Raw genomic sequence first — 18148 nt, forward strand, 5'->3', positions numbered from 1 at the left:
GGGCCGCAGCAGGCACCGGGGCTGCCGGAGCGGCTGCAGCCGCAGGGGCGGAAGCCGCCGGCGCCGCAGCGCCCTCGCCTTCGAGCACCAGCACCACCGAGCCTTCCTTGACCTTGCTGCCGACCTCGACCTTGAGTTCCTTCACCACCCCGGCCTGGCTCGACGGAATCTCCATCGAGGCCTTGTCCGACTCCACCGTGATCAGCGACTGCTCGGCCTTCACCGTGTCGCCGACCTTCACCAGCACCTCGATCACCGCGACCTCGTCGAAGTCGCCGATGTCCGGCACCTTGATTTCCACTGTTGCCATGTCGTGTCTCCCGCCCTTCGGGCGCCGTTGATTGGTTTTATGCGTAGAGCGGGTTGATCTTCTCGGCGTTGATGCCGTACTTCTTGATTGCGTCTGCCACCTTCTGGGCCGGCACGGTGCCGTCCTCGGCCAGCGCCTTGAGCGCCGCCACCACGATGAAGTGGCGGTTGACCTCGAAGTGCTCGCGCAGCTTGTTGCGGAAATCGCTGCGGCCGAAGCCGTCGGTACCCAGCACCTTGTAGTTGCGGCCCTTGGGCACGAACGGGCGGATCTGCTCGGCGTAGGCCTTCATGTAGTCGGTCGACGCCACCACCGGGCCACTGCTGGCCGACAGCTGCTGCTCGACGAAGGAGACGCGCGGCGTCTCGGTCGGGTGCAGCAGGTTCCAGCGATCGGCCTCCTGGCCGTCGCGGGTCAGCTCGTTGAAGCTCGGGCAGCTCCAGACCGCGGCCGAAACGCCCCAGTCCTTCTCGAGCAGTTCCTGGGCCGCGAAGCTCTCGCGCAGGATGGTGCCGCTGCCCAGCAGCTGCACCGTGGGCGCCTTGGCCTTGAGCGCCGGCGCCTGCTTGCACAGGTACATGCCCTTGATGATCTGTTCCTCGGTGCCGGGCTGGAGGCCGGGCATCGGGTAGTTCTCGTTGAGCAGCGTGATGTAGTAGTAGATGTTGTCCTGCTTCTCGACCATGCGCTTGAGGCCGTGGTGCAGGATCACGCCGACTTCGTGCGCGAAGGTCGGGTCGTAGCTGACGCAATTCGGGATCGTGTTGGCCAGGATATGGCTGTGGCCGTCCTCGTGCTGCAGGCCTTCGCCGTTCAGCGTGGTGCGTCCCGAGGTGCCGCCGAGCAGGAAGCCGCGCGCCTGCATGTCGCCGGCCGCCCAGGCCAGGTCGCCGATGCGCTGGAAGCCGAACATCGAGTAGTAGACGTAGAACGGCACCATGATCCGGTTGTTGGTGCTGTACGAGGTGGCCGCCGCGATCCAGCTCGACATGCCGCCGGCCTCGTTGATGCCTTCCTGCAGGATCTGGCCGGCCTTGTCCTCGCGGTAGTACATGACCTGGTCCTTGTCGACCGGCGTGTACTGCTGCCCCGCGGGGTTGTAGATGCCGATCTGGCGGAACAGGCCTTCCATGCCGAAGGTGCGGGCCTCGTCGACCAGGATCGGCACCACGCGCGGGCCGAGCGCCTGGTCGCGCAGCAGCTGCGTCAGGAAGCGCACGTAGGCCTGGGTGGTCGAGATCTCGCGCCCTTCGGCGGTCGGCTCCAGCACCGCCTTGAAGGTCTCGAGCGACGGCACCGTGAAGCTCTCGTCGGCCTTCACGCGGCGGTGCGGCAGGTAGCCGCCCAGCGCCTTGCGGCGCTCGTGCAGGTACTTCATCTCGGGCGTGTCGTCGGCCGGCTTGTAGAACGGCAGGTCGGCGATCTGGCTGTCCGGGATCGGGATGTTGAAGCGATCGCGAAAGGCCTTGATGTCCTCGTCGCCGAGCTTCTTGGTCTGGTGGACCGTGTTCTTGCCCTCGCCGATCTTGCCCATGCCGAAGCCCTTGACGGTCTTGATCAGCAGCACGGTCGGCTGGCCCTTGTGCTTGACGGCGGCGTCGAAGGCCGCATAGACCTTCTGCGAGTCGTGGCCGCCGCGGCGCAAGGCCCAGATCTCGTCGTCGCTCATCTTGGCGACCATCTCGAGCGTGCGCGGATCGCGGCCAAAGAAATGCTTGCGCACGTAGGCGCCGTCGTTGGCCTTGAACGACTGGTAGTCGCCGTCGTTGGTCTCCAGCATGATCTTGCGCAGCGCGCCTTCCTTGTCGCGCGCCAGCAGCGGATCCCAGTTGCTGCCCCAGATCAGCTTGATCACGTTCCAGCCCGAGCCGCGGAACTCGCCTTCGAGTTCCTGGATGATCTTGCCGTTGCCGCGCACCGGACCGTCGAGCCGCTGCAGGTTGCAGTTGATGACGAAGACCAGGTTGTCGAGGTTTTCGCGCGCCGCCAGGCTGATCGCGCCCAGCGACTCGACCTCGTCCATCTCGCCGTCGCCGCAGAACACCCAGACCTTGCGGTTCTCGGTGTTGGCGATGCCGCGTGCATGCAGGTACTTGAGGAAGCGCGCCTGGTAGATCGCCATCAGCGGGCCCAGGCCCATCGACACCGTCGGGAACTGCCAGAACTCGGGCATCAGCTTCGGATGCGGGTAGCTCGACAGGCCCTTGCCGTCGACTTCCTGGCGGAAGTTGAGCAGCTGTTCTTCGGTGAGCCGGCCTTCGAGGTAGGCGCGGGCATAGATGCCGGGCGACACGTGGCCCTGGATGTAGAGGCAGTCGCCGCCGTGGTTCTCGCTCTCGGCGTGCCAGAAGTGATTGAAGCCGGCGCCGAACATGCTGGCCAGCGAGGCGAAGGAGCCGATGTGGCCGCCGAGGTCGCCGCCCTCGGGCGGATGGTGGCGGTTGGCCTTGACCACCATCGCCATGGCGTTCCAGCGCATATAGGAACGCAGCCGTTCCTCGATCTCGGCATTGCCGGGCGAGCGCTCTTCCTGGTTGGCCTCGATGGTGTTGACGTAGGCGGTGTTGGCCGAGAAGGGCTTGTCGATGCTGTTCTGGCGCGCGTGCTCGAGCAGTTGCTCGAGCAGGAAGTGCGCGCGGTCGGGCCCCTCGCTCTCGATCACGGCGGACAGTGCGTCCATCCATTCACGCGTTTCCTGCGCGTCCAGGTCGTTCGCAGCCGAGCCGTAGAGGTTCTCGGGATTTGCCGACATGCTTGTCTCCTTGTGAGGGTTGTGGCCGTAATTTAGTGCCGTATCCGGCAGCGCGCGGGAGTTTCTCACAGAATTATCCAGATTTCAAATCGTGCCTATCGATTTCTTATTATGAAATCATCGACTCGGCCGCACTCGGATCCATGGCACTTCGGCACCGCCCGCCTTGCGCGGGAGCCTTCACCTAAACTTCGCCGATGTCCCTTTCCTCTCCGATCGCCGTCGCACGCAATGCCGCGTCGCCGCTCTCGTGGCTGCGCCGCTGGTGGCGCCGCCAGACGCCGGTGCTGCAGGACGCGGTCGCGATGCTCGCGCCGCTGGCCGCGGTGCTGCTGTTCCTCGCCGCCATCGTCTCGGCCTTCTGGTACTTGCGGGCCGAGGAAGTGGAACGGGTCCAGGAATCGGTCAAGCGCGATGTCGAGTACGCCCAGCAGCGCGTCCGCCTGCGGCTGCTGGAGCGCCAGGAGCAGTTGATGCGGCTGGCGCGCGACGCCTCCAACCGAGAAATCGACGCGGCGGAATTCACCAGCCGTGCCGAGTCGCTGGTGAGCCAGTTCCCGGAGCTGCAATCGGTCAGCTGGATCGACGACCGCCGCCGCTTCAAGGCCAACTACGCGGCGCCCAGCGTCCATCCGGCGCTGCAGCATGCAGTCGGCGAAGTGCTGCGACCGGGCGATATCGAGAGCAACTACGCGCTGGCGCGCGAGCTGCGCCAGCCGGTGTTCTCGCAACCCCTGGCCGGTGGCGAGCCGCCGCCGATGCTGGGGCTCTACATCCCGCTGTTCGACCAGGGGCTGTTCGCCGGCATGCTGCTGGGCGAGTTCTCCATCGACGGCCTGCTGCGCTACGGCATGCCCTCCGAAGTCTCGGCCCGCTATGCGGTCTCGCTGCTCGACGCCAAGGGCGGCCTGATCGCCGGCAACACGGTCGCCAAGCCGCGCGGGGCCGGCACCCGGCTGCTGCCCTGGACCGTGCGCACCAACGAATACGAAGTCCCGGTCTCGCCAGTCGGCAATGCGCTGGTGCTGCGGGCGCAGGCCTATCGAACCTCCCAGGGGGTGGTCGGCAACGGCCTCTTCTGGCTGGTCGGCGCGCTCAGCGTGCTCACCAGCTGGATGTTGATCGGCACCTGGCGCCACACGCGCCGGCGGCTGCAGGCGCAGCAGGCGCTGGTGGCCGAGACCAACTTCCGCCGGGCGATGGAGAACTCCATGCTGACCGGCATGCGGGTGCTCGACCTCGAGGGCCGCATCACCTACGTCAACGCGGCCTTCTGCGCCATGACCGGCTGGAACGAGAACGAGCTGGTCGGCCAGACCCCGCCCTTCCCCTACTGGCTCGAATCCGACCGCGAGGTCATGAACGAGCGGCTCGAAGAAGAACTGCACGGGCGTGCCCTGCCCGGCGGCTTCCAGGTCCGGGTCAAGCGCCGCAACGGCAGCGTCTTCAATGCCCGGCTCTATGTCTCGCCGCTGATCGACGCCCGCGGTCACCAGACCGGCTGGATGACCTCGATGACCGACATCACCGAGCCGACCCGAATCCGCGAGCAGCTGTCGGCCTCCTACGAGCGCTTCACCACGGTGCTGGAAGCGCTGGACGCCTCGGTCTCGGTGGCCCCGCTGGGCAGCGAGGAGCTGCTGTTCGCCAACAAGCTCTACCGGCTCTGGTTCGGGTCGAACACCGTCGGCCACCTGGGCATGGTGGCGCAGGCCGGCGTGCCGGCGACCCAGGCGCGCGACGAAGAACTGGACGACGTCGACTCCTTCGCCGGTCTGCCGATCGACCAGCTGACCACCGCCCAGCCGGCCAACAACGAGATCTTCGTGCCCGAGCTCGGCAAGTGGCTCGAGGTGCGGTCGCGCTACCTGACCTGGGTCGACGGCCGGCTGGCGCAGCTGGTGATCGCCACCGACATCACGCCGCGGCGCGACGCCGAGGACCTGGCAGCGGCCCAGGCCGACCGGGCCCATGCCGCCAGCCGGCTGATCACCATGGGCGAGATGGCCTCCAGCGTCGCCCACGAGCTGAACCAGCCGCTGACCGCGATCACCAACTACTGCAACGGCATGGTGTCGCGCATCAAGGGCCAGCAGATCGATTCGGAAGCATTGCTCGCGGCGCTCGAGAAGACCTCCAAGCAGGCCCAGCGCGCCGGCCAGATCATCCAGCGCATCCGCTCCTTCGTGAAGCGCAGCGAGCCCAACCGCACGCCGGCCGAGGTCTCGACGATGGTCAGCGAGGCGGTCGAACTGGCCGGCATCGAGTTGCGCCGGCGCAACGTCCGGCTGAACCACTACGTCGCGGCGCGGCTGCCGATCCTGCGGGTCGATCCGATCCTGATCGAGCAGGTGATGGTCAACCTGCTGAAGAATGCGGCCGAGTCGATCGACCTCGCGAACCGCCCGCTGGCGCGCCGCAGCGTCGAACTGCGGGTGCTGCCCAAGACCATCGACGGCCAGCCGGCGGTCGAGTTCTCGGTCCAGGACACCGGCATGGGCCTGGCCCCCGAAGTGATGGACCGGCTCTACGAAGCCTTCTTCTCCACCAAGCCCGAAGGCATGGGCATCGGGCTCAACCTCTGCCGCACCATCGTCGAGTCGCACCGCGGCCGGATGCAGGCAGAGAACATCTACAATGGGCCGGACATCGTCGGATGCCGTTTTTCCTTCTGGTTACCGGTGTTGGACGCTATCGATTCCGTAGCAAGCAACGAGGCGAAAGTACCTGCATGAGTTTGATTCCGAAGAAGGGCACTGTGTATGTCGTCGACGACGATGAGGCGGTCCGCGATTCGTTGCAATGGCTGCTCGAGGGCAAGGACTACCGGGTCCGCTGCTTCGATTCGGCCGAGTCCTTCCTGTCGCGCTACGACCCGCGCGAGGTCGCCTGCCTGATCGTCGACATCCGCATGGGCGGCATGTCGGGCATCGAACTGCAGGACCGGCTGATCGAACGCCGTTCGCCGCTGCCGATCGTGGTCATCACCGGCCACGGCGACGTGCCGATGGCGGTCGACTCGATGAAGAAGGGCGCGATGGATTTCATCCAGAAGCCGTTCAACGACGAGGCCCTGGTGGCGCTGGTCGAGCGCATGCTCGAACATGCCCGCGGCGCCTTCGCCCAGCACCAGCAGTCGGCCAGCCGCGACGCGCTGCTGTCCAAGCTCACCGGCCGCGAGGCCCAGGTGCTCGAGCGCATCGTTGCCGGTCGGCTCAACAAGCAGATCGCCGACGACCTCGGCATCAGCATCAAGACGGTGGAGGCGCACCGCGCCAACATCATGGAAAAGCTCAACGCCAACACGGTGGCGGACCTGCTCAAGATCGCCCTCGGACAGGCGGCGACGCCGGCCAAGGCCTAGTCACTTGCCCCCACGCTCCTCACTTCGTGTGTCGCTGCCCCCCGAGGGGGCCGCAGGCCGCCTTGGGGCGGCCCGGCGCCGGCCTGGGATGGCCCCCACGCTCCTCACTTCGTGTGTCGCTGCCCCCCGAGGGAGCCGCAGGCCGCCTTGGGGCGGCCCGGCGCCGGCCTGTACCGCCCCCGGCAGCCGGTTGCAACCTCCACGCCTGCGCAAGCGGGCGTTTCCATTTCTGAAGATCGAAAAACGATGACAGCTCAACTGATAGACGGCAACGCGCTCTCCAGGACGCTGCGCACCGACGTCGCCGCCCGCGCCGCCGCGCTCAAGGCCCGCGGCGTGGTCCCCGGCCTGGCCGTGGTGCTGGTCGGCGACAACCCGGCCAGCCAGGTCTACGTGCGCAACAAGGTCAAGGCCTGCGAGGACAACGGCCTGCACTCGGTGCTCGAGAAGTACCCGGCCGACCTGAGCGAGGCCGACCTGCTGGCCCGCGTCGACGCGCTCAACAACGACCCGGCGATCCACGGCATCCTGGTGCAATTGCCGCTGCCCGCCCACATCGATGCCCAGAAGGTGATCGAGGCGATTGCGCCAGCCAAGGACGTCGACGGCTTCCACGTCGCCAGCGCAGGCGCCCTGATGACCGGCTCGCCCGGCTTCTGGCCCTGCACCCCCTACGGCTGCATGAAGATGCTCGAGTCGATCGGCTACGAGCTGCGCGGCAAGCACGCGGTGGTCATCGGCCGCAGCAACATCGTCGGCAAGCCGATGGCCCTGATGCTGCTGACCAAGAGCGCCACCGTCACCATCTGCCATAGCGCGACCGCCGACCTGGGCGCCATGACCCGCCAGGCCGACGTCGTGGTGGCGGCGGTCGGCAAGCGCAACGTGCTCACAGCCGACATGGTCAAGCCCGGCGCGGTCGTGATCGATGTCGGCATGAACCGCAACGACGAAGGCAAGCTCTGCGGCGACGTCGACTTCGCCGGCGTGCGCGAGGTCGCGGGCTGGATCACGCCGGTGCCCGGCGGCGTCGGCCCGATGACCATCACGATGCTGCTGGTCAACACGATCGAGGCCGCCGAACGGGTGGCCGCCGAACGGGTGACCGCCGGCGCCAGCGCCACTTGAACTCGCGCCCCCTGTCCGCCATCTGAACAAGACCATGACCAATCCGCTCCTCGACTTCAACGATCTCCCGCTGTTCGACCAGATCAAGCCGGAGCATGTCGCCCCGGCGGTCGACGCCCTGCTCGCCGGCGCCGAGGCGGCCTTGCAGGAAGCGACGGCGCCCGGGTTCCCGGCCGACTGGACCGGGATCGCCAAGGTGCTGGACGTGGCCTCGGAGCGCTTCAGCCGCGCCTGGGGCGCGGTCGGCCACCTCAACGCGGTGGCCGACACCCCTGAGTTGCGGGCCGCCTACAACGAGGCCATGCCGCGCGTCACCGCCTTCTGGACCCGCCTGGGTTCCGACGAGCGGCTGTACGCCAAGTACAAGGCCATCGACCCCGCGACGCTGAACCCCGAGCAGCGCCAGGCGCACCGCTACGCGATCCGCAACTTCGTGCTCGGCGGCGCCGAATTGCAAGGCGCCGCCAAGACGCGCTTCGCCGAGATCCAGGAGCGGCAGGCCGAACTGAGCCAGAAGTTCAGCGAGAACGCGCTCGACGCCACCGACGCCTTCGCCTGGCATGCGGTGCTCGAAGACCTCGAGGGCGTGCCGGAGGACGTCATCGGCGCCGCCCGTGCGGCCGCCGACGCGGAGGGCAAGGACGGCTACAAGCTCACGCTCAAGATGCCCTGCTACCTGCCGGTGATGCAGTTCGCGAAGAACAGCGCGCTGCGCGAGCGGCTGTACCGCGCCTACGTCACGCGGGCCAGCGAGTTCGGGGATCCGGCCTTCGACAACACCGCGCTGATCCGCGAGATCCTCGCGCTGCGCCAGGAAGAGGCGAAGCTGCTCGGCTACCCCAACTTCGGCGAGCTCTCGATCGTGCCGAAGATGGCCGAGTCGGCCGACCAGGTGATCAAGTTCCTGCGCGACCTGGCCGCCAAGGCGAAGCCCTACGGCGAGCGCGACCTGGCCGACCTGCGGGCCTTCGCCGCCGAACACCTCGGGCTCGCCGATCCGCAGCCCTGGGACTGGACCTACATCGGCGAGAAGCTCAAGGAAGCGCGCTACGCCTTCAGCGAACAGGAGGTCAAGCAGTACTTCACGGCGCCGAAGGTGATGGCGGGCCTGTTCAAGATCGTCGAGACGCTGTTCGAAGTCTCGATCCGGCGCGACACGGCGCCGGTGTGGCACCCCAGCGTCGAGTTCTATCGCATCGAGCGGGCCGGCCAGAAGGTCGGTCAGTTCTACCTCGACCCCTCGGCCCGCGCCGCCAAGCGCGGCGGCGCCTGGATGGACGATGTCCGCGCGCGCTGGCTGCGCCCCGACACCGGCACGCTGCAGACGCCGGTCGCGCAGCTGGTCTGCAACTTCGCCGAAGGCGTCGACGGCAAGCCGCCGCTGCTCACGCACGACGACGTGACCACCCTGTTCCACGAGTTCGGCCACGGCCTGCACCACATGCTGACCCGCGTCGACGAGCGCGATGTCTCCGGTATCAGCGGCGTCGAGTGGGACGCGGTCGAGCTGCCGAGCCAGTTCATGGAGAACTTCTGCTGGGAGTGGGACGTGCTTGCGCACATGACCTCGCACGTCGACACCGGCGAGCCGCTGCCGCGCGCCCTGTTCGACAAGATGACCGCCGCCAAGAATTTCCAGAGCGGCCTGCAGACCCTGCGCCAGATCGAGTTCTCGCTCTTCGACATGCTGCTGCACACCGGCTACGACGCCGCCGCCGCCCAGCCGGGCGAGGTCATGGCGCTGCTTGCCAAGGTGCGCGAGGAAGTCGCGGTGATGCCCTCGCCGGACTTCAGCCGTACACCGAACACCTTCAGCCACATCTTCTCGGGCGGCTACGCGGCCGGCTACTACAGCTACAAGTGGGCCGAGGTGCTGAGCGCCGACGCCTATGCGGCTTTCGAGGAGACGGCCGGCGCCAATGGCGAGCCCAGTGTCGAGACCGGGCGCAAGTACCGCGAGGCCATCCTCGAGGCCGGCGGCAGCCGCAGCGCAATGGAATCCTTCAAGGCCTTCCGCGGCCGCGAGCCGCAGCTCGATGCGTTGTTGCGGCACCAGGGCATGGCCGAGGCGCAGCCAGCCTGACATACTCCGCCCCATCGAATCTCGGAAACCATCGATGAAGCTCAACAGCGCCCTCGCGGGCCTCGCCCTGCTGCTGGTCGCCAGCGCCACGCTGGCGCAGGCGGTCTATCGCCACGTCGACAAGAATGGCAAGGTCACCTTCTCCGACCAGCCGCCGAGCGCCGAAGCGCCTGTGGCGCCGGTCCGGGCCGGCAACACGGTCAGCGCCCGCGCCGGCCTGCCCTACGAATTGCAGCAGGTGGTCCAGCGCTACCCGGTGACGCTCTACACCAGCGAGGAATGCGGCCCTTGCGGCGCCGGCCGCTCGCTGCTGATCACGCGCGGCGTGCCCTTCGACGAACGGACTGTCAAGTCGAACGAGGACATCGCCTCGCTGCAGCGGCTGAGCGGCCAGACCTCGCTGCCGCTGCTGACGATCGGCGCGCAGCAGCTCAAGGGTTTCTCGGACTCGGAGTGGTCCCAGTACCTGGACGCCGCGGGCTATCCCAAGAGCACACGGCTGCCGGCCGGCTACCGCAATCCGCCGGCCCAGCCGCTGGTGGCACTGCAACCCGCGGCAGAACCCGCGCCTGCCGCTGCCGCACCGGCCCCGACGGCGGCCGACACGCCCGCACCGGCATCCGGGCCGACCCCGAGCAACCCCGCCGGCATCAGGTTCTAGGGCCTGTCCACAGGCCCTAGCCAAAGCGCAGTGTCTGCACGCCCGAGGACGTCGCCAGCAGGCAGACGCTGGCGCGCTGGTGGGCAAAGACACCGACCTCGACCACACCGGGCCATTGGTTCACTTCGGCCTCGAAACCCAGCGGATCGGTGATCCGCAAGCCGGTCACGTCGATGATGTGCTGGCCGTTGTCGGTCACCAGCGGCGCACCGTCCTTCTCGCGCACCTGCGCCAGGCCGCCCAGCCGGGCGAACTGCCGCATCACGCGCTGGGCCGCCATCGGAATCACCTCGACCGGCAGCGGGAAGGCGCCGAGCGTGTTCACCAGCTTGGAGGCGTCGGCGATGCAGACGAAGCGCTTCGACTGCGCCGCGACGATCTTCTCGCGCGTGAGCGCGGCGCCGCCGCCCTTGATCATGTAGCCGCGGCCGTCGATCTCGTCGGCACCGTCGATGTAGACCGCCAGCTCCTCGACCGCGTTGCTGTCGAACACCTCGATGCCCAGCGCCCGCAGGCGCTCGGTCGAGGCCACCGAACTGGAGACGGCGCCGCGGATCTGGTCCTTGATGCCGGCCAGCGCCTCGATGAACTTGTTGACGGTCGAGCCGGTGCCGACGCCGATGATCTCGCCCTTGACCACATAGTCCAGCGCAGCGCGGCCGACCTGTGCCTTGAGTTCGTCCTGTGCCACTGGACTGCCTTCGCGCAGCAGCGCTTCGGTATTCGCCTTCGGAGCGGCCGGGCGGCTCATGGCGGGAGCGGGTGCAGGGGAAGTCATCGGGGAGAATCCTGGGCTGATTGAAGTCTGAAGTCGAGAATTATCCGATGCTCCTGCCGCTGCCCTCCTCTCTTTACGGGCTCGCCCGCCCCTTCCTGTTCGGCGTCGACGCCGAGCGCGCCCACGAACTGACGCTCAACGCCCTGGCACGGACCCAGAACACGCCGCTGGCCTGCGCCTACGCGGCACCGCGCGTGGTCGACCGGGTCACGCTCGCCGGGCTGACTTTCCCGAACCGCATCGGACTGGCGGCCGGCCTCGACAAGAACGCCCGCTGCATCGACGCCTTCGGTGCCATGGGTTTCGGCTTCGTCGAAGTCGGCACGGTCACGCCCAAGGCGCAACCCGGCAACCCGAAGCCGCGGATCTTCCGCCTGCCGCAGCGCGACGCGCTGATCAACCGGCTCGGATTCAACAACGAGGGCCTCGAGGCCTTCATCGCCAATGTGCAACGGGCCCGCTTCCGGCGCGATACCTCGAAGCCGCCGATGCTGCTGGGCCTCAACATCGGGAAGAACGCCGCCACGCCGATCGAGCGCGCGGTCGACGACTACCTGATCTGCCTGGACGGGGTCTATCCGCACGCCGACTACGTCGCGATCAACATCTCGAGCCCGAACACCGCCAACCTGCGCTCGCTGCAGAGTGACGAAGCGCTCGACGCGCTGCTCGGCGCCGTCGCCGACAAGCGCGAGCTGCTGGCCGCGCGCCAGGGCAAGCGGGTGCCGCTGTTCGTCAAGATCGCGCCCGACCTCGACGCCTCCCAGGTCAAGGTGATCGCTGCCACGCTGCTGCGCCACCGCATGGACGGGGTCATCGCGACCAATACGACGCTGGCGCGCGATGCCGTCGCGGGCCTGCCCCATGCCGAGGAAGCCGGCGGCCTGTCGGGGGCGCCGGTGCGGGAAGCCAGCAACCGCGTGATCGGCCAGCTGCGCGCGACGCTGGGCCGCGACTTCCCGATCATCGGTGCGGGCGGCGTGCTGAGCGCTGCGGACGCGCTGGCCAAGATCGATGCCGGCGCCGACCTGGTGCAGATCTACACCGGTCTCATCTACCGCGGCCCGGCCCTGGTGCGCCAGGCGGCCCAGGCACTGCGCAAACGCAGGGCCTGAGCCGGGGGGCCTCAGCCGCGCATCCGCCAGAGCACCGGCGCGATCACGGTCGCCCAGCGGACCACGCGACGCGGGCCCAACACCGCGATCACCGCTGCGGCCGCGACGCCGGTGGCCACCGGATGCTCGCGCGCCATGCGCATGGCCGCGGCGGTGGCGGATTCCTTCGGGACCGGCGCCTCGCCGGCGCCCGTCGCCGCTGCCTCGAGCGTCGCGATGCGCAATCGCTGGCGCTCGATCCGGGCGACCAGCTGCTCGCTGCTCAGGGACACCGAGGTATCCGGAAGCTCTTCGTCATGCTCGACGCCGAAGCGGTGGTGGATCCATTCGAGATCGCGCTCGAAAGTCTGGCGCGCCGACGCGAAGGCCGAGGATCTGTGCAGCGTGCCCATCAGCAGCAGCACGGCCGCCGCCCAGAGCCCGGTCCAGAGCAGCGCCAGCACCCAGGCTGCCGTGGTTCGGTACGGCGTGTCCCAGAAATGGACCACGATCGCCACCGACAGCAGCGCAATGACGACGGTCGTCAGGCCGACCACCAAGACCCCCAGCGCGAGCATCTGCCGCAGGCGCTTCTTCTCTTCGTCCCAGGCCAGCCTCAGGAGCTGCGCACGATCTTCGGCGGCCAGCGCGCCTTCGCCGGCCAGGATGCGCAGGCGGCGCAGGCGAGACTTGAGGCCGAACAGGCCGGCGAAGCTCATCGCGTCAGCTCCGCCGCGCCCTGGCGCGTCAAATCAGCGGCGCCCAAGCAGCAGGCCCACCAGCACACCCACGGCCAGCGCGGCGCCGGCGATCTGCCACGGCTCGTCGTGCGCATAGGCGTTGGCCGTGTTGGCGGCTTCGCGGGCCTTCTTGGCGGCAATCCGGCTCTTCTCGGCCGCGAGTTCGCGCGCGATCGCCAGCTTGCTGTCGATGCGCTGGCGCAGCGCCTTGATCTGCGGCACGGAATCGAGGTCCTTGCTGGCGAGCACGCCACGGACGTCGCTCGCGATGTCTTCGGCCACGGCGTTGGCCGCGGCTTCGAGGTTGGTGGAAGCAGTCATCGAAAAAGGTCCTCCTCAGTCAAGCCGGCACCGCGCCGGCGACACAGCGCCGACAAATGGCGCGCCGTTCCATGGTACATGCCCGCGCGGCTCTACGACAGCAGATCCACCACGCGCCGGGCGATCGCGAGGCTGCTGGTCAGCCCTGGCGACTCGATCCCGAACAGGTTGACGAGGCCCGGCACCCCGTGCGCCTCGGGCCCCTCGATCATGAAGTCGGYCGCGGCCTCGCCCGGGCCCGAGATCTTGGGCCGGATGCCGGCATAGCCCGGCACCAGCGCGTCGTCCGGCAGCGCCGGCCAGTACTTGCGGACCTCGGCGTAGAAACCGTCGCCCCGCGCCGGGTCCACGACCAGGTCGTCGGGCGAGGCCACCCACTGCACGTCCGGACCGAACTTCGCCTGGCCGCCGAGATCGAGCGTCAGGTGAACGCCCAGGCCCGCGGCCTCGGGCACGGGATAGATCAGGCGGCTGAAGGGCGCGCGGCCGGCGAGCGTGAAGTAGCTGCCCTTGGCATACCAGGCCCCCGGCAACGAACCGGCGGGCAGGCCCTCGAACCGGCGGGCCAGCAGCGGCGCGGCGAGACCGGCCGCGTTGACGACGCTGTCGCAGCGCAAGGCCGTCCCGTCTGCGGACTCCAGCACGATGCCGCTGCTGCCGCACTCGGCGCCGATGACCGCAGATTTCAGCGCGACCACGCCGCCGGCATTCTCGAGGTCGCCCTGCAGGCTCAGCATCAGCGCATGGCTGTCCACGATGCCGGTGCTCGGCGAATGCAGCGCGGCCAGGCATTCGAGTTGCGGCTCCATGGCCTGGGCCTGGGCCCGGGTGAGCGGCGCCAGATCATCCACGCCATTGGCCCGGGCCTTGGCTGCGATCGCATCGAGCTGACCGACTTGCGCCTCGCTGGTGGCGACGATCAGCTTGCCGCAGCGCCGGTGCGGCAGCCCGCGCTGAGCCGCATACGCATAGAGAAGCTGCTTGCCCTCGACGCACAGCCGCGCCTTGAGAGAGCCTTCCGGGTAGTAGATGCCCGCGTGGATGACCTCGCTGTTGCGCGAACTGGTCCCGGTCCCGATCGCTCCCTCGGACTCCAGCACGATGACCTCGCGGCCTTTCAGCGCCAGCGCACGCGCAACGGCCAGCCCCACAACACCGGCGCCGATGACGGCGCAATCGAATTCGTCCATTCCGCGAGCTTAGCGCCATGGAGCAGGGCCCCGGACGCACTCCGGCCAGGGCCGAATGCGGCACGACAAGGAAAGGAAGTGAATGGTGGGCGGTGGAGGCTTCGAACCTCCGACCCCAGCAGTGTGAATGCTGTGCTCTACCCCTGAGCTAACCGCCCTCGGCGCGCGACGCCCGAGTGAACCTCGGACTGCTTGCCATCTGGATGTTCGCACCGTGTGGCGCGAAGCCTCAGATTATGCCACAGCTTTCTCGACAGTCTGGCGAAAAAGCGTGCGGCCGTTGCTCGACTTGTCGAGCTGCGCCAGGACTTCCTCGTGCGCGGCGAGTTCGTGCTCGGTCGCGACCAGCACCGGCAACTCGAAGGCGCCGAGGTCGATCGACACCACCGTGCCGTGCGCGGGCTCGTTCGACGCGATGTCGATCAACAGCGCATCCTGCCCGCGCGTCAGGCTGATGTAGACATCGGCCAGCAGCTGTGCGTCGAGCTTGGCGCCGTGGAAGGTGCGGTTCGAGCGGTCGACGCCGAAGCGGTCGCACAGCGCATCGAGCGAATTGCGCTTGCCCGGATACACCGCCTTGGCCATCGCGAGCGTGTCGGTCACCTCGCCGACGAAGCTGGCGAGCGGCGGCAGGCCTGCGAGTTCGAGTTCCTTGTTGAGGAAGCCGACGTCGAAGGCCGCGTTGTGGATGATCAGTTCGGCGTCGCGCAGGTAGTCGACGATGTCCTTGGCCAGCGTCGGGAACTTCGGTTTGTCGCGCAGGAAATCGGTGGTCAGCCCGTGCACCTTGAGCGCGTCCTCGTGGCTCTCGCGCTCGGGGTTGAAGTAGATGTGCAGGTCGTTGCCGGTGAGCTTGCGATTGAACAGCTCCACGCATCCGAGTTCGATGATGCGGTCGCCGTTCTCCGCCGACAGGCCCGTGGTTTCGGTGTCGAGGACGATCAGTCGGCTCATCAGTGCTTCTCTTTGGCGTGGTTGATCGAGTACTTCGGGATCTCGACCGTCAGATCGGCCTGCGCGAGGATCGCCTGGCAGCTCAGCCGCGACTGCGGCTCCAGGCCCCAGGCCCGGTCGAGCAGGTCTTCCTCGCCCTCCTCCGCCTCGTTGAGCGACTCGAGGCCCTTGCGCACGATCACGTGGCAGGTGGTGCAGGCACAGCTCATCTCGCAGGCATGCTCGATGTTGATGTGGTTCTCGAGCATGGCCTCGCAGATCGAGGTGCCGGCGGCGGCCGTGATCTCGGCGCCTTGCGGACAGTACTCGGGATGGGGAAGGATCTTGATCGTGGGCATGTTCTAGAGAGAGTCGATCTGTCGGCCGGCGAGCGCGCGCGCGATGCCTGCATTCATCCGGGCCGCCGCGAAGGCTTCGGTGCCGTCCGCCAGCGCCTTGGTGGCGGCCTCCACGACGGCGGCTTCATTGGCCGAGCGCGCGCTGCGCAAAGCGGCCATCAGTTGTTCGATGACTGCATGCTCCTCGGCCGACAGCAGCGATGCATCGGCATCCAGCGCGCTCTGCGTCGCCATCAGCATGCGGTCGGCATCGACCCGCGCCTCGACCAGCGCGCGGGCCTGCATGTCCTGCTGCGCGGTCGAGAAGCTGTCCTTCAGCATGGTCGCGATCTGTTCGTCGGAAAGCCCGTAGGACGGCTTGACCGTGACGCTCGCCTCCACGCCGCTGCCCTGCTCCTTCGCGCTCACGCCGAGCAGGCCGTCGGCGTCGACCGTGAAGGTCACGCGGATGCGCGCCGCACCCGCAGCCATCGGCGGGATGCCGCGCAGCTCGAAGCGCGCCAGGCTGCGGCAGTCGGCGACCAGGTCGCGCTCGCCCTGCACCACGTGCAGCGCCAGCGCGGTCTGGCCGTCCTTGTAGGTGGTGAAGTCCTGCGCCATGGCGGTCGGGATGGTCTGGTTGCGCGGCACGATCCGCTCGACCAGGCCGCCCATGGTCTCGATGCCCAGCGACAGCGGGATCACGTCGAGCAGCAACAGGTCGTCGGTGCCGCCGTTGCCGGCCAGCTGGTTCGCCTGGATCGCGGCGCCGAGCGCCACCACCTGGTCCGGATCGAGGTTGGTCAAGGGCTCGCGGCCGAGGCATTCGGCCACGGCGCGGCGAATCTGCGGCATGCGCGTGGCGCCGCCGACCAGCACGATGCCCTGCAACTCGCCCGACGCCAGCCGCGCATCGCGCAGCACGCGCCGCACGGCCGTGATGGTGCGCGCGGTCAATTCGGCCGTGGTGGCCTCGAACTGCTCGCGCCGGACCTCGATGCCGGACTCCCCACCCGACAGGCGGGCACTGAAGGTGGCCGAATCGGCATTCGAGAGCGCCTCCTTGGTGGCCCGGGCGGCCACCAGCAGGGCCGACCGATCGGCGTCGCTGCGGGCCTCGAGGCCCCGTTGCGACAGCACGAAGTCGACCAGCGCATGGTCGTAATCGTCGCCGCCCAGGGCCGAATCGCCACCGGTCGCGACGACCTCGAACACACCCTGCGTCAACCGCAGGATCGAGATGTCGAAGGTGCCTCCGCCCAGGTCATAGACCGCGTAAACGCCTTCGCTGGCGTTGTCCAGCCCATAGGCGATCGCAGCCGCCGTCGGCTCGCTGATGAGGCGCAGCACACGGAGCCCGGCGAGCTGGGCCGCATCCTTGGTGGCCTGCCGCTGGCCTTCGTCGAAATAGGCCGGGACCGTGATCACAGCCCCGTGGAGGTCGTCGTCGAAGGTGTCTTCGGCCCGGTAGCGCAGGGTCGCCAGGATCTCGGCGCTGACCTCGATCGGCGACTTCTCGCCCGCCGCGGTCCGCACCTTGACCATGCCGCCGTCACCCGTCAGGTGGTAGGCCATCGCATCGCGGTTGGCGATGTCCGACAGGCCGCGGCCCATCAGCCGCTTGACCGAGGTGATGACATTGGCGGGGTCGACGGCCCGCGCCGCCAACGCGTCGTGGCCGATCTGGCGGCGCTCGGTGTCGAGGTAGCGCACCGCCGAAGGCAGCAGCACGCGGCCTTCGGCGTCCGGCAGGCATTCGGCGACGCCGTTGCGCACCGCCGCGACCAGCGAGTGGGTGGTGCCGAGGTCGATGCCGACGGCGATTCGGCGCTGGTGCGGATCGGGCGCCTGGCCCGGTTCTGAAATCTGGAGCAATGCCATCAGGCCTCCTCGAGGTGATGGACGGGGAAATGATTCATGCCGCTATTGTCCCCACTGATCGGCCTTGGCCTCGATGTCCTCGGCAAAACGCTCGATGAACATGAGGGCTCTCACCTGCCGCGCCGCCTCGGCGTAGTCGCCCTTCTCGTCGATCAGCCAGTCGAGCGAGGACAGCGCGCGGGCACGTCCGGCCTCGACCTCGGCGCGCAGCTTGTCGAGCGCGACGGCATCGGCGGCGTCGTCGAGCTCCTCGCGCCATGCCATCTGCTGCATCAGGAACTCGGGCGGCATCGCGGTATTGGTATGGGCCTGAATGCCCGCGCCATTCAGTTCGCACAAGTAGGTGGCCCGCTTGATCGGGTTCTTGAGCCGCTGGTAGGCTTCGTTGATGCGCACCGACCACTGCATCGCCAGCCGCTGCGCCGCTGCGCCCTGCGCCGCGAAGCGGTCCGGATGGGCTTCCCGCTGCAGTTCCTTCCAGCGTGTGTCGAGCACACCGCGGTCCTGCGCGAAGGTCGCCGGCACGGCGAAGAGCTGGAAATCGGTATCGTTCAGATTCATGACATCAAAAAGCC

The 18148-nt window shown here is 68.1% G+C and carries 16 protein-coding genes and 1 tRNA gene; 6 read left to right on the forward strand and 11 right to left on the reverse strand.

All coding sequences use genetic code 11. The annotated features are described in order from the left end of the window. Together AC1DYD_RS05540 and aceE are read right to left on the reverse strand one after the other, a co-directional pair. On the reverse strand, positions 1-310 hold a 310-nt coding region (locus AC1DYD_RS05540), incomplete at its 3' end, for a biotin/lipoyl-containing protein (protein WP_478171752.1). A gap of 37 nt (positions 311-347) precedes the next feature. Beyond that, on the reverse strand, positions 348-3062 hold the full coding sequence (gene aceE / locus AC1DYD_RS05545) for a pyruvate dehydrogenase (acetyl-transferring), homodimeric type (RefSeq protein ID WP_478171753.1): 2715 nt from the start codon (positions 3060-3062) through the stop codon (positions 348-350). Positions 3063-3259: 197 nt separating this feature from the next. Here aceE and AC1DYD_RS05550 point away from each other — a divergent pair, with 197 nt between their 5' ends. From AC1DYD_RS05550 to AC1DYD_RS05570, 5 genes are all read left to right on the forward strand, one after another. Beyond that, positions 3260-5797 (forward strand): PAS domain-containing sensor histidine kinase, encoded by a 2538-nt coding sequence (locus AC1DYD_RS05550; protein ID WP_478171754.1) that lies wholly within the window; start codon positions 3260-3262, stop codon positions 5795-5797. Next, complete coding sequence (locus AC1DYD_RS05555; RefSeq protein ID WP_286368208.1) at positions 5794-6426, forward strand: response regulator transcription factor; 633 nt, start codon at positions 5794-5796, stop codon at positions 6424-6426. The genes AC1DYD_RS05550 and AC1DYD_RS05555 overlap by 4 nt, the downstream gene beginning before the upstream one ends. Positions 6427-6672: 246 nt before the next feature. Then, positions 6673-7554 (forward strand): bifunctional methylenetetrahydrofolate dehydrogenase/methenyltetrahydrofolate cyclohydrolase FolD, encoded by an 882-nt coding sequence (gene folD, locus AC1DYD_RS05560; RefSeq protein ID WP_478171755.1) that lies wholly within the window; start codon positions 6673-6675, stop codon positions 7552-7554. Between the two features lie 34 nt (positions 7555-7588). After that, positions 7589-9637, forward strand: a complete 2049-nt coding sequence (locus AC1DYD_RS05565; protein WP_478171756.1) for a M3 family metallopeptidase — start codon at positions 7589-7591, stop codon at positions 9635-9637. Between the two features lie 34 nt (positions 9638-9671). Next, positions 9672-10298, forward strand: coding sequence for a glutaredoxin family protein (locus tag AC1DYD_RS05570; RefSeq protein WP_478171757.1), 627 nt, complete (start codon positions 9672-9674; stop codon positions 10296-10298). Positions 10299-10314: 16 nt separating this feature from the next. Here AC1DYD_RS05570 and rpiA read toward each other — a convergent pair whose 3' ends face one another. After that, entirely contained in the window at positions 10315-11049 is a 735-nt protein-coding gene (rpiA, locus tag AC1DYD_RS05575; RefSeq protein ID WP_478172016.1) for a ribose-5-phosphate isomerase RpiA, read from the reverse strand. Positions 11050-11123: 74 nt separating this feature from the next. On the opposite strand from rpiA, the gene AC1DYD_RS05580 reads away from it, so the two are divergent. Beyond that, entirely contained in the window at positions 11124-12191 is a 1068-nt protein-coding gene (locus tag AC1DYD_RS05580; protein ID WP_478171758.1) for a quinone-dependent dihydroorotate dehydrogenase, read from the forward strand. A gap of 11 nt (positions 12192-12202) precedes the next feature. Here the strand turns inward: AC1DYD_RS05580 and AC1DYD_RS05585 are convergent, their stop codons facing one another. From AC1DYD_RS05585 to hscB, 8 genes are all read right to left on the reverse strand, one after another. After that, positions 12203-12889: a phage holin family protein gene (locus AC1DYD_RS05585; protein ID WP_478171759.1), complete on the reverse strand. Its 687-nt coding sequence runs from the start codon at positions 12887-12889 to the stop codon at positions 12203-12205. Positions 12890-12922: 33 nt separating this feature from the next. Further along, positions 12923-13231, reverse strand: coding sequence for a glycine zipper domain-containing protein (locus AC1DYD_RS05590; protein WP_478171760.1), 309 nt, complete (start codon positions 13229-13231; stop codon positions 12923-12925). Between the two features lie 92 nt (positions 13232-13323). Beyond that, a complete protein-coding gene (locus tag AC1DYD_RS05595) occupies positions 13324-14421 on the reverse strand; it encodes an NAD(P)/FAD-dependent oxidoreductase (RefSeq protein ID WP_478171761.1) in 1098 nt (365 codons plus the stop codon). Between the two features lie 83 nt (positions 14422-14504). Continuing rightward, a tRNA-Val gene (locus AC1DYD_RS05600) sits at positions 14505-14579 on the reverse strand. A 76-nt stretch (positions 14580-14655) separates the two neighbouring features. Further along, positions 14656-15375 carry a DNA polymerase III subunit epsilon gene (gene dnaQ, locus AC1DYD_RS05605; protein ID WP_478171762.1) on the reverse strand — a complete coding sequence of 240 codons (720 nt, stop codon included), beginning with the start codon at positions 15373-15375 and terminating at the stop codon, positions 14656-14658. Further along, positions 15375-15713, reverse strand: a complete 339-nt coding sequence (fdx, locus tag AC1DYD_RS05610; protein WP_478171763.1) for an ISC system 2Fe-2S type ferredoxin — start codon at positions 15711-15713, stop codon at positions 15375-15377. Before fdx ends, dnaQ begins: the two co-directional genes overlap by 1 nt. A 3-nt stretch (positions 15714-15716) precedes the next feature. Next, a complete protein-coding gene (gene hscA / locus AC1DYD_RS05615; protein WP_478171764.1) occupies positions 15717-17573 on the reverse strand; it encodes a Fe-S protein assembly chaperone HscA in 1857 nt (618 codons plus the stop codon). Between the two features lie 42 nt (positions 17574-17615). Beyond that, complete coding sequence (gene hscB / locus AC1DYD_RS05620; protein WP_478171765.1) at positions 17616-18134, reverse strand: Fe-S protein assembly co-chaperone HscB; 519 nt, start codon at positions 18132-18134, stop codon at positions 17616-17618. Between the last annotated feature and the right edge of the window lie 14 nt (positions 18135-18148).

It is taken from the genome of Variovorax sp. P4_B11 (genome assembly GCF_056402355.1).

Coding starts and splice junctions, on each gene's coding strand:
- AC1DYD_RS05585 (WP_478171759.1), bottom strand. CDS start 12,889: ATGAGCTTCGCCGGCCTGTTCGGCCTCAAGTCTCGCCTGCGCCGCCTG.
- aceE (WP_478171753.1), bottom strand. CDS start 3,062: ATGTCGGCAAATCCCGAGAACCTCTACGGCTCGGCTGCGAACGACCTG.
- hscB (WP_478171765.1), bottom strand. CDS start 18,134: ATGAATCTGAACGATACCGATTTCCAGCTCTTCGCCGTGCCGGCGACC.
- AC1DYD_RS05555 (WP_286368208.1), top strand. CDS start 5,794: ATGAGTTTGATTCCGAAGAAGGGCACTGTGTATGTCGTCGACGACGAT.
- AC1DYD_RS05565 (WP_478171756.1), top strand. CDS start 7,589: ATGACCAATCCGCTCCTCGACTTCAACGATCTCCCGCTGTTCGACCAG.
- rpiA (WP_478172016.1), bottom strand. CDS start 11,049: ATGAGCCGCCCGGCCGCTCCGAAGGCGAATACCGAAGCGCTGCTGCGC.
- hscA (WP_478171764.1), bottom strand. CDS start 17,573: ATGGCATTGCTCCAGATTTCAGAACCGGGCCAGGCGCCCGATCCGCAC.
- AC1DYD_RS05550 (WP_478171754.1), top strand. CDS start 3,260: ATGTCCCTTTCCTCTCCGATCGCCGTCGCACGCAATGCCGCGTCGCCG.
- AC1DYD_RS05590 (WP_478171760.1), bottom strand. CDS start 13,231: ATGACTGCTTCCACCAACCTCGAAGCCGCGGCCAACGCCGTGGCCGAA.
- fdx (WP_478171763.1), bottom strand. CDS start 15,713: ATGCCCACGATCAAGATCCTTCCCCATCCCGAGTACTGTCCGCAAGGC.
- AC1DYD_RS05580 (WP_478171758.1), top strand. CDS start 11,124: ATGCTCCTGCCGCTGCCCTCCTCTCTTTACGGGCTCGCCCGCCCCTTC.
- dnaQ (WP_478171762.1), bottom strand. CDS start 15,375: ATGAGCCGACTGATCGTCCTCGACACCGAAACCACGGGCCTGTCGGCG.
- folD (WP_478171755.1), top strand. CDS start 6,673: ATGACAGCTCAACTGATAGACGGCAACGCGCTCTCCAGGACGCTGCGC.
- AC1DYD_RS05570 (WP_478171757.1), top strand. CDS start 9,672: ATGAAGCTCAACAGCGCCCTCGCGGGCCTCGCCCTGCTGCTGGTCGCC.